General features: G+C 51.7%; 16 protein-coding genes and 1 tRNA gene. 7 read left to right on the top strand and 10 right to left on the bottom strand.

Annotated features, from left to right (window positions below; translation table 11 throughout):
* Positions 1-12 precede the first annotated feature (12 nt).
* The 5 genes from AB6B37_RS15005 to AB6B37_RS14985 all read right to left on the bottom strand — a co-directional run bounded on the left by AB6B37_RS15005 (position 13) and on the right by AB6B37_RS14985 (position 4,814).
* Complete coding sequence (locus AB6B37_RS15005; RefSeq protein WP_371396658.1) at positions 13-1,467, bottom strand: coniferyl aldehyde dehydrogenase; 1,455 nt, start codon at positions 1,465-1,467, stop codon at positions 13-15.
* A gap of 207 nt (positions 1,468-1,674) precedes the next feature.
* Complete coding sequence (locus AB6B37_RS15000; RefSeq protein WP_371396657.1) at positions 1,675-2,181, bottom strand: hypothetical protein; 507 nt, start codon at positions 2,179-2,181, stop codon at positions 1,675-1,677.
* A 174-nt stretch (positions 2,182-2,355) separates the two neighbouring features.
* Positions 2,356-3,660 (bottom strand): UDP-glucose/GDP-mannose dehydrogenase family protein, encoded by a 1,305-nt coding sequence (locus tag AB6B37_RS14995; protein ID WP_371396656.1) that lies wholly within the window; start codon positions 3,658-3,660, stop codon positions 2,356-2,358.
* 126 nt (positions 3,661-3,786) lie between these two features.
* The gene (locus tag AB6B37_RS14990; protein ID WP_371398469.1) at positions 3,787-4,389 is read right to left on the bottom strand and encodes a sugar transferase; all 603 of its coding nucleotides are present in this window, start codon (positions 4,387-4,389) and stop codon (positions 3,787-3,789) included.
* A 350-nt stretch (positions 4,390-4,739) separates the two neighbouring features.
* Positions 4,740-4,814, bottom strand: a tRNA-Gly gene (locus AB6B37_RS14985).
* 198 nt (positions 4,815-5,012) lie between these two features.
* On the opposite strand from AB6B37_RS14985, the gene AB6B37_RS14980 reads away from it, so the two are divergent.
* The 5 genes from AB6B37_RS14980 to AB6B37_RS14960 all read left to right on the top strand — a co-directional run bounded on the left by AB6B37_RS14980 (position 5,013) and on the right by AB6B37_RS14960 (position 7,784).
* Positions 5,013-5,549: a prolyl-tRNA synthetase associated domain-containing protein gene (locus AB6B37_RS14980; RefSeq protein ID WP_371396655.1), complete on the top strand. Its 537-nt coding sequence runs from the start codon at positions 5,013-5,015 to the stop codon at positions 5,547-5,549.
* Between the two features lie 26 nt (positions 5,550-5,575).
* On the top strand, positions 5,576-6,481 hold the full coding sequence (locus AB6B37_RS14975; RefSeq protein ID WP_371396654.1) for a tetratricopeptide repeat protein: 906 nt from the start codon (positions 5,576-5,578) through the stop codon (positions 6,479-6,481).
* A gap of 36 nt (positions 6,482-6,517) precedes the next feature.
* Complete coding sequence (locus AB6B37_RS14970; protein ID WP_371396653.1) at positions 6,518-7,198, top strand: LON peptidase substrate-binding domain-containing protein; 681 nt, start codon at positions 6,518-6,520, stop codon at positions 7,196-7,198.
* Positions 7,199-7,284: 86 nt separating this feature from the next.
* Positions 7,285-7,455, top strand: coding sequence for a Trm112 family protein (locus tag AB6B37_RS14965; protein ID WP_371398468.1), 171 nt, complete (start codon positions 7,285-7,287; stop codon positions 7,453-7,455).
* Between the two features lie 14 nt (positions 7,456-7,469).
* On the top strand, positions 7,470-7,784 hold the full coding sequence (locus AB6B37_RS14960; RefSeq protein WP_371396652.1) for a DUF1244 domain-containing protein: 315 nt from the start codon (positions 7,470-7,472) through the stop codon (positions 7,782-7,784).
* Positions 7,785-7,786: 2 nt separating this feature from the next.
* Here the strand turns inward: AB6B37_RS14960 and AB6B37_RS14955 are convergent, their stop codons facing one another.
* The 4 genes from AB6B37_RS14955 to AB6B37_RS14940 all read right to left on the bottom strand — a co-directional run bounded on the left by AB6B37_RS14955 (position 7,787) and on the right by AB6B37_RS14940 (position 11,530).
* Entirely contained in the window at positions 7,787-9,268 is a 1,482-nt protein-coding gene (locus tag AB6B37_RS14955) for a flavin-containing monooxygenase (RefSeq protein ID WP_371396651.1), read from the bottom strand.
* Entirely contained in the window at positions 9,268-10,107 is an 840-nt protein-coding gene (locus AB6B37_RS14950; RefSeq protein ID WP_371396650.1) for an SDR family NAD(P)-dependent oxidoreductase, read from the bottom strand. Before AB6B37_RS14950 ends, AB6B37_RS14955 begins: the two co-directional genes overlap by 1 nt.
* An 86-nt stretch (positions 10,108-10,193) precedes the next feature.
* Positions 10,194-10,949: an autoinducer binding domain-containing protein gene (locus tag AB6B37_RS14945; RefSeq protein ID WP_371396649.1), complete on the bottom strand. Its 756-nt coding sequence runs from the start codon at positions 10,947-10,949 to the stop codon at positions 10,194-10,196.
* An 86-nt stretch (positions 10,950-11,035) separates the two neighbouring features.
* On the bottom strand, positions 11,036-11,530 hold the full coding sequence (locus tag AB6B37_RS14940) for a DUF3576 domain-containing protein (RefSeq protein WP_371396648.1): 495 nt from the start codon (positions 11,528-11,530) through the stop codon (positions 11,036-11,038).
* Between the two features lie 244 nt (positions 11,531-11,774).
* On the opposite strand from AB6B37_RS14940, the gene AB6B37_RS14935 reads away from it, so the two are divergent.
* Positions 11,775-13,700 carry a hypothetical protein gene (locus AB6B37_RS14935; RefSeq protein ID WP_371396647.1) on the top strand — a complete coding sequence of 642 codons (1,926 nt, stop codon included), beginning with the start codon at positions 11,775-11,777 and terminating at the stop codon, positions 13,698-13,700.
* Between the two features lie 68 nt (positions 13,701-13,768).
* Here AB6B37_RS14935 and AB6B37_RS14930 read toward each other — a convergent pair whose 3' ends face one another.
* Positions 13,769-14,446: a hypothetical protein gene (locus AB6B37_RS14930; protein WP_371396646.1), complete on the bottom strand. Its 678-nt coding sequence runs from the start codon at positions 14,444-14,446 to the stop codon at positions 13,769-13,771.
* Positions 14,447-14,617: 171 nt separating this feature from the next.
* Here AB6B37_RS14930 and AB6B37_RS14925 point away from each other — a divergent pair, with 171 nt between their 5' ends.
* Positions 14,618-15,166 carry a hypothetical protein gene (locus AB6B37_RS14925; protein ID WP_371396645.1) on the top strand — a complete coding sequence of 183 codons (549 nt, stop codon included), beginning with the start codon at positions 14,618-14,620 and terminating at the stop codon, positions 15,164-15,166.
* Positions 15,167-15,198 lie beyond the last annotated feature (32 nt).

Genomic DNA, 15,198 nt, shown 5'->3' with positions numbered 1-15,198 from the left:
GAGGGGAAAATATCACATAATTTTCTTCATCAAGGCTAACATTTTCTCTGTTTTAGGACCGTAGGGGGGGAACAATTTATGCCCCTGGGAAAACCGGCTTTGCTTAAAGACGCCCTTATAATGCGAAAAACTACGAAAGCCGTCTTCGCCGTGATAGGCGCCCATGCCAGACGGACCAACACCGCCAAAGGGTATATCTTCTTGAACGACATGCCATGCGGTTTCATTAAGCGATACACCGCCCGATATACTCTCATGCAGCACACGGCTTTCTTTGGCTTTGTCATCACCAAACCAATAAAGCGCAAGTGGACGGTCGCGGTCACGTATATAATCAAGCGCGTGATCAAGGCTCTCGGATCCGACAATCGGCAGTAACGGGCCAAAGATTTCTTCCTGCATGATTTTCATATCAGGCGTCGTTTGCGTCACAATCGTTAGCGGAACACGGCGTTCTTTGGCAAGTTGCTGCTTGTCGTCATGACCCGCTGTGCGAATACGGGCCCCTTTGTTTTCGGCATCTTCAAGAAGGTCTTGCAACCGCGCATAATGGCTGTCTGCGATGATAGAGGTATAATCAGGATTTCCGGCGAATGTCGGGTAAAATTCCTCAGCCTTTTTTATCATAGCGTCTGAAAAACTGTCGATCGTGTCACGCGGCATCAAAACATAATCAGGCGCAACGCAGGTCTGGCCCGCATTTATAAGTTTACCATTGGTGATCCGCGCGACAGCTTTGTCCATATCTGCGCTTGGGTCGATGATCGTGGGGGACTTTCCGCCCAATTCCAAGGTCACTGGCGTAAGGTTTTTGGCGGCGGCTTGCGCCACAATGCGCCCAACATTTGTGGAGCCTGTAAATATAAGATGATCAAACGCCAAATTGGAAAAAGCGCTCGCAACATCCACGCCGCCCGTCGCGACAAAAACTTGGTCATCAGAGAAGCCTTCAGACAAGACGGTCTTCAGCAACGCAGAAAACTTCGGCGTATATTCACTTGTCTTTATCATGGCACGGTTGCCCGCACCAAGCGCCCCTATGAGCGGCATGATGGCCAGTTGAAGCGGATAATTCCACGGGCTGATAATCCCGACAACCCCGCGCGGTTGCGGCACAATTCTGTTAGACGCTGGTAAAAATTGTAGCGCGGTTGGCGCTTTGCGGTGACGCATCCATTTCGGCGTATGTTTAATGGCGTGGGAAATGCCGCCCTTAATGACCATAATCTCAGCCAGCGTTGTCTCGGTAAAGGAGCGGTTGCCAAAGTCATCAGATATGGCGGCTTTAAAATCATCCGCATAGCGTTCAATCAAGGCACTGAGCGTCTGCAACTGGGTCTTCCGCGTTGCCCAATCAGGATAGGGCGCGCCGTCAAAAGCCTTGCGTTGGCTCGCTAGGACAGCGTCTAAATCAAAGCCCCATTCAGCAGGTGAACGATTGGCTTGCTGTTTTGTGATATGAACCATGATATCCCCGTCGTGTTTTTTCTCACATTAGCACAGACAGCCCCGTGTCCCAAGCAGGGAGCGAAAGCATGCGCGAAAAAATGAACGGGATATTAAAGTCGAGTGAACAACCAGACTTAGACACCGCTAAAGCTGGGAATATAAAGAGAGCGCCCATAAAAAAAGCCGCTCACGAAGAGCGGCTTTTCTTGTAATATGTTTTAAGGCTTAGTTTGAGCCTGAATCATCGTCGTCGTCGCTTGCTAGGATAGCAATCAATGCGCCGCCACCGATAACAGCGCCAATAGCTGCTAGAGGTAAACCAGCCGCTGAACCCATAACTGAGCCACCAGCAGCAGATGCGCCGCTTGCAGAAACAGTTTGAGTGCCCGCAGACATGACCGCGTCACGTGCACCGATGCGGACCATGTTACCAAGGTTTGCACATACGTCGCCAGTTCCGACCATGACTTTCATGCCAGACGATAGAGACTGTGAGCATGGGTTAAACTTGCCGTTACAGCCAGTCATTGACAATGTTGCAGAACCGTCACGGGAAAAGACTTCGTCATTTGCCATGATTGCGCTGCCGTTAGCCGCTTGCAAGAAGTTGCCGTTGCGTAGGATGACAGTGTCACCCACGAGATTTGTAACTTCGCCAACGATGTCGCCTGGAACGACTTGTGCTGACGCTGTCATTGGAGCGGCAAATGCTGTTAGTGCAAGTGCAGCCATTAGTGTTTTTGTGAGTTTCATGATCCACATCCTTTTTCTAATTTTGCGAGACATATCACAGCGCGATATCTTTCACAACGGTTCTTTCACGATATAATACGTTTTTTATGTGTATTTGTTCCTAAAAAACAGTGTTTTAGTCGCTTTAGAGACAAACTATCGGTAACATCGATATTATGGTCGCCCGATGCTTGTGTATTGGAAGCCTTTTGCAGCCATTTCCTCTGGGGCATATATGTTTCTCAGGTCGATGATGATGGGGGCTTTGAGGGCGGCTTTCATACGGGTCAGATCAAGGGCGCGGAACTGATCCCACTCGGTGATAATCACCACGGCATCAGCGCGGTCTATGCAGCTATAGCTGTCATCCGCATAGGTTATGTCTTTAAAATGATGCTTGGCTTCACCCATGGACTCGGGGTCAAAGGCCGTGATTGAAGCGCCCGCTGCTTGTAGCGCTGGGATGATATCGAGGCTGGGCGCGTCGCGCATGTCATCTGTGTTGGGTTTGAACGCAAGACCAAGTACGGCAATGGATTTGCCGTCAACCGAACCACCACAGGCGGCAATGACTTTCTGGGCCATAGATTTCTTGCGGTCTTTATTGACCTGCTCCACAGCCTCGATAATCCGCAGCGGCGCGCCCACGTCTTGGGCGGTTTTGACTACAGCCAACGTATCTTTGGGAAAGCAAGACCCGCCGTAGCCCGGCCCCGCATTAAGGAACTTCTTGCCAATACGACCATCAAGCCCGATGCCGCGCGAAACTTCTTGTACATTAGCCCCGACCTTCTCACACAGATCCGCCATTTCATTAATGAAGGTAATCTTGGTCGCCAGAAACGCATTAGCCGCATATTTAATCAATTCTGATGTGCGCCGATTGGTAAAGAGGATCGGCGTCTCGTTCAGATAAAGCGGGCGGTAAAGCTGCTTCATCACCGTCTCTGCGCGCGGGTCGTTCAGTCCAACAACAACGCGGTCGGGGCGTTTGAAATCATCAATGGCCGCCCCTTCGCGCAGGAACTCTGGGTTAGACACCACGCAGAAGTCTGCATCGGGGCGCGCTTTTTTGATAATCGCCTCAATCTCGTCGCCCGTCCCCACAGGCACAGTGGATTTTGTGACAACGGTCGTAAAACCGTCCATCAGGCCAGCGACTTCCTCGGCGGCCGCGTAAATATAGCTTAAGTCCGCGTGACCGTCGCCGCGGCGCGATGGGGTGCCGACGGCGATAAAGACCGCATCCGCGCCCGCCATAGCCTCCGCTAAATCAAGCGTGAAAGATAAGCGCTTCTCGGATACGTTTTTGGCCACCAAGCTTTCAAGCCCAGGCTCATAAATCGGGATTTGACCTTGATTGAGCATATCAATCTTGCGGGCGTCTTTATCCACGCAGACCACTGTATGACCGAAGTCGGCAAAACACACACCCGAGACCAGACCGACATAGCCTGTGCCTATCATTGCTACCCGCATAATCGCCTCTATTGCTTCGCTAAACCAAATAAGCCCCGCCTTAACGGGCAGGGCTGTCTGGGTCTAGGTTGAAGTGGGCTTATAAGATTAAAAAACGCAGAGTATTGGGCCGTGAAACAGTCAGCCCTACTTCACCAGTTTTGTATCAATCACCGCACCAAACGTCCGCAGCGCGATCTTCATATCCAGTAGCATACAGACGCGGTTTGCATAAAACGCGTCATAGCGAACCTTGTTGCGCATGGTGATAAAGTTACGGCCATTGACCTGAGCCAGCCCTGTAATACCGGGCTTCACGTCAAAAATTTCTGCATGTTTTGCGCGTTGTTCAATGACTTGGTCATTCACTAACAGGGGCCGCGGGCCAATCAGGCTCATATCACCTTTAAGCACGCTCCAAAGCTGGGGCAGCTCATCCAAGCTACATTTACGCAGGACGTGACCGACTTTGGTGACGCTAATATCATTATCTGTGGCAATTTCGCGCTGCATGACCTTAGAGCCCTGCGTCATTGTGCGAAATTTGGGCATCATGAATGGTTGGCCCTTGTAACCCGTGCGGGCAGACCAAAATAGAATAGGGCCCTTGGACGTCAAAGCCACAGCCAAGGCCGTGACCAACAGAACAGGGGTAAGCATGAGCAATAAAGTTCCGGATACAAGAATATCTTGCACCCGCTTAATTACCGGATAATACGCCTGAAAACGCTGTGTAAATCTACTAACCATCATTCGACCCAAGCCCCACGCCTGTCAAAATTATTATCAAGCGGAAGCCATCTTCTGCACATTAAAATTCTAGTCCCAATCGGACTGAATAAAACATTATGCTCGCGCCACTAGCGGGTCTTTTTTCACACTCGCACATGAAGTGCAAGTGTTTTATTAACTTAGTTGTAGATAATTACATATATTTCTTGCATGATTACAACACCTTAGACGCCATGCACGACGGTTCTATGGTTAATTTGACAGCGTAAGACATAAAAATTGCACAGAAAATGTTCAACCGCGCACAAGGGCGTCTGCCATGCGAAATCTTCCACATTGCCTGGTCTATCGCAACTATAAAAGAAAAATGGAGCGGGCGATGAGATTCGAACTCACGACCCCAACCTTGGCAAGGTTGTGCTCTACCACTGAGCTACGCCCGCTCAAAGACGCATAGTGCAGGCGTTGCCTGCGAGCGCGCTATATGGCGCAGAACTTTATGCAAATCAAGCGAGAAAATACGCTTTTTATCATTATGCGCAGCTTTTCTCAGCCCCCTCAAAAGCCCCATAATTGCAGGTGACCGCGCGGCATAAGTCAGTTTAAGGTGAGATACATAGCGACTCAGTAAGATAAAGCCCATGATGACACCCCCAAACGACCGCACCGCATTAATCCGAACGCTGGATCAGCTCGGCATTGCCCATAACACCCATGACCACGCCCCCATATTTACCGTTGAAGAAGGCGCGGATATCAAAGCGGCCCTGCCCGGCGGGCATACCAAAAACTTGTTTTTGAAAGACAAGACAGGGGCGCTGTTTCTTATCTGCGCGCTAGGGGATACCGTCGTGCCGATTAATAAGCTGCATAAGAGGCTGGGTTGCAAACGGCTATCCTTTGGTAAACCAGAGTTACTGCTCACGCATTTAGGGGTGACGCCAGGCTCTGTGACGTTTTTCTCTATTCTCAATGATAGGGATAACCACGTGCAACTGGTGCTGGATAAAGCCCTATTTGAGCATGACATTGTCAATTTTCATCCGCTAAAGAATGACGCGACAACGGCCATTGCTGCAGGCGACCTCCTGACCTTCGCCGCCCACACAGGCCACACCCCAATAACAATCGATTTTAAGGCCTTGCATGAGGCCCATAATACACCATCTAAACCCTAGAAACGTCTATTTTGAAACGGAATATTATGACTGACTTAACGAACGCAGCGGGTGATACAGCCGATATCGTCAAAAATGGCTCTGATATGGGGTTTATGGCGGATGTGATTGAAGCCTCTAAGGACGTCCCTGTCGTGGTTGATTTTTGGGCGCCGTGGTGCGGGCCGTGTAAGCAGCTAATGCCCGCGCTTGAGCGGAGTGTGTTGGCGGAAGGCGGCAAAGTGCGCCTTGTTAAGATTAATATTGACGAGAACCCCGGCGTTGCGGGGCAGCTTGGCGTGCGCTCTATCCCCGCTGTTTTTGCCTTTAAAGACGGACAACCCGTTGACGGCTTTACAGGTGGGCAGCCAGAGAGTGAGCTGAAGAAATTTGTTGGTCGCCTCACCGGGGCAACGGACCCCGTGGAAGAGGCGGCGGACCTTTGTGCGCGCGCCAAAGACAGCCTAGCCGCTGGCGACCCCGGCGGCGCAGCGCAGGATTTTGCCTCTGCATTGCAATTAAACCCTGAAAGCGCAGAAGCTTTAGCGGGTCTCGCGCGCATATATTATGACAGCGGCAATGAAGACGGTGCAGCAGAACTCATCAACAGCGCGCCCGCGACCATTGTTGATCACCCCGAAATAGCCGCCGTGCGGTCTAAATTGACCCTTGTCGCCGAAGTCATTGAGCCTGATGAAAGCGCAGAGTTAGTCGCCGCGGTCCAGGCAAATCCCGATGATTTGGACGCGCGGCTTTCTTTGGCCAAAGCAATGGCGGCCAGTGGCCGTAACGCAGATGCCGTTGATCACTTGCTTTATTCCATCGCCAAGAACCGCGCTTATAAAGACGAGGCTGCGCGCAAGTTCCTATTGACGATTTTTGAGGCCGAAGGCGTAGAAAGTGACGTGTCCATTGATGGCCGCCGCCGCCTATCATCAATTTTATTTGCATAAGCGCGTCTTTAACGCCACCTTATCCGTAAGCTGTATATGAGCGCACATTATAAATCACTGGCCCGCCGCACAAAGCCTGAGCAAATCGCCATTTTCCCATTAAACGGAACGGTGATGCTGCCGACCTGTGAACTGCCGCTCAATATTTTTGAGCCGCGCTACCTCAACATGATTGATGACGCACTGAAATCAGAGCGCCTTATTGGTATGGTGCAAACCGATGATAATGCGAGCAACGGTCTGGCCAGTGTCGGCGGTTTGGGTCGTATCACCCAGTTTTCAGAAACCGAGGACGGGCGTTACCTGATTGTCCTAAAAGGGCTAAAACGGTTTAAAGTGATCCGTGACGCTAAAGCCCCAACGCCTTATCGTCAGGCCGTGGTCGATTTCACTCCCTTTGATCGTGACGCCGATTTGCACGACCCGATGCCTGTACCCAAGGCGTTCCTAAACAAGGGTAATGAACGCGCGACCTTGACCGTGGGGATGAAGGCGCTCGCCAAGACACTCGGCGTCAATGTGGATTGGGACAGTCTGGCCGATATTCCTCTAACGCAATTAATTGATCAAACATCGATGATTAGCCCGTTTAAGCCCGTCGATAAGCAGTCCCTGCTAGAGGCTGAACCTGGTGATGAACGGCGGCGGCTGTTGACGGGGCTTTTACATCTTTACGCCAGTAACGGAACGGGCGACAATGATGGGCGTACCAATTAAATCATTTTTTAATATCAGGACCAACTGTGCCAAAATCTAAAACGGATAAAACAAACAAGCCCAACAAAGCCGCGACTGACGGCCCGGTGATTGATCCCAAGTTAATTGGCGCCTTAGTCTGCCCGAAAACACGCGGGCCAATAACCTATGACCGTGTGCATAATGAACTGGTCTCCAAGAAAGCCAAGCTCGCCTTTCCCATTCGCGAAGGTGTGCCCATCATGTTGGTCGAAGAAGCCCGTTCATTAGAAAATTAAGATAGGCCAGGACCATGACCAAAACCAAGACACCCCTGACCCAATCAGAGCAAGACGCGCTGGACGCGGCAACCTTTCGGCGACTGCTCGCCCATTTGGACGACAATAAAGATGTGCAAAATATCGACTTGATTATTACCGGCAATTTCTGCCGCAACTGCCTGTCAAAATGGTATAAATCATCTGCGGATGACGCGGGCATCGCGGTCAGTGATGACGCGGCGCGCGAACGCATTTACGGCATGCCCTATGGTGAGTGGAAAGACAACCATCAGCCGCCCGCGACAGAGGCGCAACTCGCCGCCTTCAAGGCCCGCACAGCGAAATAGCTCTACTCTGCGGCCTCGACCTCTGCTTTTACTTTGGGGTTTGAGAACACCATAGCGCCGTCATCTATAGGCTTTGTCGGCAGCACTTTTTTATCGCGCGTATAGTCTTGTAAATTCAGCCACGGTTCGCGGTCGCCTTGTTTCGGCAGGGCATGGAGCGAACGCTGCAAATAACCCGCTTTAAAGAAGTCCATCCACGGGTGCATTTCCATGCCGTCTGGTGCAACAGGCGTAAAGACTTGGGTCTGGGTCGCGTCCATATGATTTATGACACGGCAGAGGTAGCGCGAAATAAGATCCGCGCGTAGCGTCCATGACGCATTCACATAGCCAAAGACGGACGCCATATTGGGCACGTCTGAGAACATCATACCTTCATAGCTATAGGTCTGACCGAAATCCACGGGCGCGCCGTCGACATAAAAATCCGCCCCGCCGAGGATTTGTAGATTTAGCCCTGTCGCGGTGACGATAATATCGGCGTCTAAATGCGCGCCTGATTTTAAAGCCACACCGCTTTGCGTAAAACGCTCGATGTTATCTGTGACCACATCGGCTTTGCCCGCCACCATCGCGTCAAACATGTCATTATCTGGCACAAGGCATAGCCGTTGATCCCAGGGGTTATAGTCGGGCGTAAAATTCGGGCTCAGCGGATAGTCTTTGCCCAGTGCCTTTTTGATTTTTTTGAATAAAAACGCTTTGGCTTTTTCAGGCTTATTGCGCATCCAATTGTAGACCCAGCGTCCCATGGTCAGGTTTTTCCAGCGCGTAATTTTATAGGCCAGACCGCTCGGCAAAACAGCACGCAGGCCATTGGCAATACGGTCCGTTGACGGCATCACGCCCATATAGGTCGGGCTACGTTGCAACATGGTGACATGGGCGGCGTCTTTGGCCAAATTAGGCATGAGTGTCACAGCCGTCGCGCCAGAGCCAATAATGACAATCTTTTTGCCCGTATAATCCAATGCCTCTGGCCAGTGCTGCGGATGAATAATCTGGCCATTAAAATCATCTTCGCCCGCAAATTCAGGGCGGTAGCCTTGATCGTAACGGTAATAACCAGAACACATATAAAGCACATGACACTGACGCGTAACTGGCCCGCTTGGTGTATCGACCGTGACCGTCCAGCGCGCCGTGTCGCTATTCCAATCCGCGCGTGTGACCACATGTTCATAAGCGATATGATCGGTTAGATTATACTCCGCCGCGGTCTCTTTGATATATTTTAAAATTGCTGGGCCGTCGGCAATGGCTTTGGCGTCTGTCCAGGGTTTAAAATCATAGCCCAATGTGTGCATATCAGAATCAGACCGTATGCCCGGATATTTAAACAAATCCCACGTCCCGCCCATATTCGCGCGGCGTTCCAATATCGCAAAAGATTTATTGGGACAGTTTTTTGATAGATGTACGGCGGCACCAATCCCTGACAGGCCAGCGCCTATGATTAGAACATCAGTATATACGGCGTTCATTATAGCACCTCATAGCTGTCGGGATTAAGGCGGCGCAAAATGCGGGCGTAGCTTTGTGGGAAAAGGCGGCTAATCAGTTGTATCATCTTCGCGTCACCCCCTACAATAATGCGGCGTTTGCGCTTGGCGGTGCCCGTTAGAATAATATCCGCCGCTTTGTCCGCGCTGGTAATCGCGACTTTGTCAAAATCAGCGTCCATAACGTCTTTGGATTTTCCGTGGGCGGGCATAGCGTCAATTTGGGCGTTGCGCGCAATATTGGTCGCCACCCCGCCGGGATGCACGCAGCTTACCGAGACCCCCGTGCCGTCGAGTTCTTGGGCCAGCGTTTCAGAAAACCCGCGCACGGCAAATTTGGACGCGCAGTAATGCGCTTGGCCCGGATAGCCAATAATCCCAAAAATAGAGGACACATTCACCAAACCGCCGCGCGTTTGTTTTAGCTGCCCGAGGAAGGCTTTGGACATGCGAACCACGCCGTAGAAATTGACGTTCATCACCGTCTCAAACGATGATAACGGGGTGGTATCAAACGTGCCGACACGCGCGAGACCGGCGATATTAAAGACATAATCCGCAGGCCCCAGTGTTTGGGCAACATGATCGGCATAGGCAGCAATCGCAGTCGCATCCGCCAAATCAAGACAGTCTGTCATGACGCGGTTTGAGACAGGCTCGCCGAGCATCGCCCGTGTCTCGGTCAGGCCCTGCGCGTCAATATCACAAAGGGCGAGGACGGCCCCTGCCTGATGCAAACGCTGCGCAACTGCGCGGCCAATGCCAGAGGCCGCGCCCGTGACTACGCAAATTTTCCCAGCAAAGGTTTTATCAATCATCATAGGGTGACAGTCGCGCAATTACGACGGGCGGTCAATTGCGCGGCGTGCATAGGGCCCGTTTAATTTTGAACAGGCGGGGTTGCGCTTTACGGCTCTATGAGGCCGCAACTCACCGCGCGTAATATCGCGGACCCTGTATCCGTCACACCCATCTTTTTCAAAATGCGGCGTATTGTGTTATCAACCGTATCAGTTTGAGAGCCCAAAAGCACAGCAATTGTCTGGGTATCAAGACCGCGCGCAAGATGCTGTAAAATTTGTGTTTGGCGCGATGTCAGCGTGAAATCCATATCCAGCCCCGCCATATGCAAAATACAATAACGCGTATGAAACGCTTGCGCGGCCCAATAAATCCGCGCGGCGTCTGGGCGCGACCAATCCGGGACTGCCTCACGGCAGCCAATGCCGAAATAGCCATTGCGCCCCGACGGTCCAAAAGCGGGAATAGCCAAGCCGTCCCCTTTAAGCCATTGCCGCAATAACACCAAAAAATCTTTTTGCTCTTGCGTTAATTTTATACGGTCTTCAATGCTTGACCAATAAAACGGCAGCAACATGTGATTGGCAGCTTGAGCAATCGGATCAATACGAAATAATTCACGCTCGCGGTACATATTTACCCACGCGGGGTCATGTCCCACCGCCATGACTTTCAGGCCGAGACGGTCAGGCGCAAGGGGTGAGGGTATATGGTGATAGCTTATTAATTCTGCGCCGTAGTCATCTTGCATGACACCGCAAAACAAATCCCACAACGCGTCTTTATCCTCACAATCATCAATCGCAAGGATGTGCGGCTCTACCGCATTATACGGTAATGTTTGATCATTGCCTTCGCCCATAGCAGGCGCATAGCAGAGTTTCGCGATTTTCTCAATCTATCAAGACGGCCGCGGTCAAATCTGTTGGGTTTAGCCGTAGGTCGTGACTACTGCGCGTCTACTGTTGCGATATAAAGCTGACGGGCCCGTGTCAAAATCGCATTTTCAATCTGACGGCCTGTGTCGGCATCAACAGAGGCATCTGTCCAGCTATCCCCTGCACGCACCTGTTTGAAAATGGAGGCTTTCAACGCATCGGCGCGAAGGTTGCTATCGAGGATATAGATATTGGCCTTGAACCGCTCATCAGGGGCTTCGGGATTGGCAAACCAATCTGTTGTTATAACGCCGCCAAAGGGATCCGCGCTATTGATGGGCATAAAGTTCAGTGTTTCCATGCTGGCCCGCCACAAGAACGAGTTCACACCAATGTTAGGCGACGCCATTTGCGCCGCAGCGCGCTCGTTTTTCTTCCCGCCAAAGGATGAACAGCCTGTGACAACTGACGCGCCCAAAATGGCAACACCCAAGAGTGTGGCAACGCGGCCTGCTCTTTTAACGGTCGAAAGGGGGCTTACAAATGTTGTGATGTCATTTCTCATGAGGGACAGGCTCCGTATGTTGCACATATTGCGCAAATCAATCTTTGCACGCTTATAACAGCATATTTTCGCAACTCCAGCCCTTGATGCAACTCGTTTACGGCTAAAAATATACAGTTTTATGGGGGGTTTTAAGCTTTGTTAACCATTTTTTAGGGAGAGTGAGGGAAAGGTTAACGCGAAATTGACTGATTTGAAGCGCTATTGGCATTTTTAACCCGAGCGTATTTTAAAGGCTGGCCCCGTGAACACATCCTCTCGTCCCGCATTCTCTACGCTCATGCTCGCTACTGTTGGCGTGATGGCGATTACCGCTATTGCGGCAAGCGCACAGTCAGGCTCACCCTTTGCCAATAAGAAGAAAAAGCAAGCCTGGGAAACGCAAGCCCCAGCGCCCGCCCCTGCCCCCGCTGCCCCAACGCAAAATTATCAGGCTCCGCAATATCAAGCCCCGACGTATCAGGCCCCAAACTACCAGGCCCCGGCTGTACCGACATCTCGCGTCGCGGTTCCCCCGCGCTATCAAAGCAGCGCCCCAACAGTGTCTGCCCCAACAGTGTCTCCCCCAACACTGTCTGGCGCAACGACACAGACGTCTGGGTCATCCTTTGGCACGCCCAGCCACAATGCGCCTCATTACAGCGCGCCCAACTATAGCGCGCCGAACCACAGCACACAGTCAACGGCCCCGCAAACTTACGGCACATATCAGCCATCTGCACCCAAACCAGATAGCGGACATCATTATCCTGGTCGGGTCAAAGCCTATGACCAGACCCAATATCGCCAAACGCAATATAGTTCTGGGCAGGCCGCAGGACAAAGCTCTCAAGGTCAAAATTTCGGGCAATACGCCCCCCAAAATCAAAACTATCAAAATCAGGGCTACCAAAATCAAGGCTATCAGGCACAATCCCAGCCACCCTATTCTCAATCCCCAATGGCTCGCCCCCCTAAGCAAAGCTGGAAAGACCGCCTAGGGCTTGGCAATTTAGCGACGACATTATCGGGCTTTTTAAAGCTTGGCGCAGCGGCAACATATGAAGACGATATAAGCGGTGACGGCTTTCGCGAAGACTTTATCGGTGACGCCGTCGTGCGCGGTGAGGTCAGCGCCATTACCCAAGGCGGATTAGAATATGGTGTCGGCGCAGAACTACGCGGGCAATATGATAAATATCGCCGTGGTTTTGGTGGACGTATTGGTGACTGCCCTGTGGGCACCCCCGGATGCGGCACCACCACAGTTGCAGGAACACCCACCGCCCTACGCGGGCATACATCAGGTTTTTACGGCGCGGGTCTTGATGACGCCAAAGACTTTGAAGTCGCCCTAGAAGGCGCTTATTTATTTCTGCGCTCGTCTTACGGTGACATTACCGTTGGACGCGATGACGGCGCGGCCTATCTATTCTCGCTCGGCGCGCCGACGGTGGTTGCCGTTAATGCCTCTAATTCCCCTGTTGATTACACAGGACTGGATAGTGTGAAGACGGTCAATGATGCCTCGGGCTTTGCAGAAAAAATTACCTATGTCAGCCCGCGTCTATTAGGTGATCAAATAGGAGTTGGCGTTCAGTTTGGGGCGAGTTACGCGCCTAATGCACGCGCTTGCGGGGTTGATTACTGTGTGCGCAGCAACGGCAAAGACGCGAGCGGCGCACTTCGTCCAGATCTAGAGGACGTCATCGAGCTTGGCCTGTCCTTAGACCGTAAGTTTGATAGCGGGCTGTCTGTTGAAGCCACAGCGAGCTATGCGCGCGCGTCTGAGAAGAGCGGCCTTGTCGGGTTTGATGATTTACAAAACTTTGGCGCAGGCCTTGAATTTGCCCTAAAAGGCTGGCGCCTGGGCGGGTCATATCTGAACAGCAATAACGGCCTAGAGGACGGGGATTACACCGCCTATGACGTGGGCGTTTTGTATAAACCCGGGCGTCTCGGCGCGTCACTGTCTTATGGTCATGCCAAAGATGATAATGTCTGGCTCACCTCTGACCAAGCGACTTTGGGGCTGGTTTATGATATGAACGAGCGCTTTACCATTGGCACAGGCGTTCAATATGTAGAGCGCCGCGTACCCGGCATCACGACACTGAGCGGCACGACAAGTTTAACGCGCAATACAGAACGCGCCGCGTCGGTTTTTGTTGAAGGTGGCGTGACGTTTTAATCCATAGCCTGAATGAAATCAGAGCCCAGAAAAATAAAAGTCCAGAAGAATTATGGATGCAATTTAAATTAGGGAGCGAAGTTGCTGCGCTGATTTGTTTGCGTGGCCTCTAGCTGCGCGAACTTTGCATCCGCCTCGGCCTCGGTCAGATAACCCAAATCGCGCATACAGGCATCAAAAGCGGGCTCTACCGTGTAGCCCGTGGCAGTCATATTAAAATACCCCCCCGCTTTCGTTTCGCATGACGTCCAATCAGACATGCGTGAGCCGCCGCCGATTTTTACATAAGACAAGGCCCCCGTTTGTGCCGTCTGGGACGGTTGCATTGGCGCGGCCGCCTCTGGTGTTATTGCGGGTATCATTGAAGGTGTGCTTTGGGTTTTGAGGGGTTTACTTTCATAGCTATTATAACTTTGGTAACGGCCCCGTAGTTTCGGTGTTGTGTTGACGCGGCTTTGCGCAGCGCTAAACACCACATTGTCTTTATAAGCGGACGGCTGTGTGGCAACGCGCTGCGCAAGGCGCGGCGTGTTAAGCGTGGCGTCATCGCCCGCAAATACATAAGCCCCGCCTGTGTCTTGAACGGGCGCAGGCCGAAAGAAGGCCGCAACAGACCGCGTCGCCGTATTGGTAAGCTGTGTTGTGCCGTTCCAAACCGATTGCCCAATATTGCTTAATGTCGAGCACGCCGATAAGGACAGGCCCGTCATCATAATCAGTGTTAGCTTTGTTGCGCGATGTGCCATCTTAAGACCCTCCAAATTCATAGGGACATCGAAGCAAGGGCCGTGCCAATTACGCCTAACAGGAGAAATAAGCGGGCCAAACGGCGGTTGCCACATCATCTAAACCGCATTTTTTCGTTTGATAGCGCGCCCAAACCCGATATAGCTATGACCTTCAATATAGGGCTGTTCATGACAAAATCGCATCTACAAAAATTAACCGAAGCCTCACAGGTCTATGGCCAGCGGGCCTTTGATAATTACGCGCAAATTCGGTCTATCGCTGAAACGCTGCGGGACGGCTTTTGTGAATGGATGGACAATAAAGAGCAATGCGTTTTCCTTGTCCCGCCAAAGGGTGAGTTTACATCGCAAAATTACGGCTCTGCTGCCTTTTCGGTCTCTGGTGCGAACTTTCTGCCGCTGGAGCCTATTGCTTTTGGGCTGGCCGTCAAAATATCAACCGATAATGACTTTATGCGCCTGACGCTTTTGGCCCGTAAAGAAGGCGAGCGTATGTTTTTATCCCTAGAAAACGGCGATACTATTGCTGTTGACCTGCCGACAACTAAAGCTGGCTTAGTGAGTGTTTACGAGACATTATACGATCATATCATGCATTGGTTCACAGGCCGTGTAGAGCGTTATGACGACGGGGATTACGGCACAGCCGACATTGGATTTGACATCCAACGTATGAGCGGCACAGAGCCCAAAGACGCACCCCCCAAAATCGTGTAGCTAGCGATTACATTTATTTCGGAACAAAGTGG

It is taken from the genome of Fretibacter rubidus (genome assembly GCF_041429785.1).
GTDB classification, from domain to species: Bacteria; Pseudomonadota; Alphaproteobacteria; order Caulobacterales; family Maricaulaceae; genus Fretibacter; species Fretibacter rubidus.
Note: the sequence above shows the minus strand (reverse complement) of the source record. Positions and strands in the feature narration are given on the sequence as shown.

Excerpts from the sequence above, each read along its gene's own strand:
- AB6B37_RS15005 (WP_371396658.1), bottom strand. The coding sequence starts at position 1,467 with ATGGTTCATATCACAAAACAGCAAGCCAATCGTTCACCTGCTGAATGG.
- AB6B37_RS15000 (WP_371396657.1), bottom strand. The coding sequence starts at position 2,181 with ATGGCTGCACTTGCACTAACAGCATTTGCCGCTCCAATGACAGCGTCA.
- AB6B37_RS14995 (WP_371396656.1), bottom strand. The coding sequence starts at position 3,660 with ATGCGGGTAGCAATGATAGGCACAGGCTATGTCGGTCTGGTCTCGGGT.
- AB6B37_RS14990 (WP_371398469.1), bottom strand. The coding sequence starts at position 4,389 with ATGGTTAGTAGATTTACACAGCGTTTTCAGGCGTATTATCCGGTAATT.
- AB6B37_RS14980 (WP_371396655.1), top strand. The coding sequence starts at position 5,013 with ATGATGACACCCCCAAACGACCGCACCGCATTAATCCGAACGCTGGAT.
- AB6B37_RS14975 (WP_371396654.1), top strand. The coding sequence starts at position 5,576 with ATGACTGACTTAACGAACGCAGCGGGTGATACAGCCGATATCGTCAAA.
- AB6B37_RS14970 (WP_371396653.1), top strand. The coding sequence starts at position 6,518 with ATGAGCGCACATTATAAATCACTGGCCCGCCGCACAAAGCCTGAGCAA.
- AB6B37_RS14960 (WP_371396652.1), top strand. The coding sequence starts at position 7,470 with ATGACCAAAACCAAGACACCCCTGACCCAATCAGAGCAAGACGCGCTG.
- AB6B37_RS14955 (WP_371396651.1), bottom strand. The coding sequence starts at position 9,268 with ATGAACGCCGTATATACTGATGTTCTAATCATAGGCGCTGGCCTGTCA.
- AB6B37_RS14950 (WP_371396650.1), bottom strand. The coding sequence starts at position 10,107 with ATGATGATTGATAAAACCTTTGCTGGGAAAATTTGCGTAGTCACGGGC.
- AB6B37_RS14945 (WP_371396649.1), bottom strand. The coding sequence starts at position 10,949 with ATGGGCGAAGGCAATGATCAAACATTACCGTATAATGCGGTAGAGCCG.
- AB6B37_RS14940 (WP_371396648.1), bottom strand. The coding sequence starts at position 11,530 with ATGAGAAATGACATCACAACATTTGTAAGCCCCCTTTCGACCGTTAAA.
- AB6B37_RS14930 (WP_371396646.1), bottom strand. The coding sequence starts at position 14,446 with ATGGCACATCGCGCAACAAAGCTAACACTGATTATGATGACGGGCCTG.
- AB6B37_RS14925 (WP_371396645.1), top strand. The coding sequence starts at position 14,618 with ATGACAAAATCGCATCTACAAAAATTAACCGAAGCCTCACAGGTCTAT.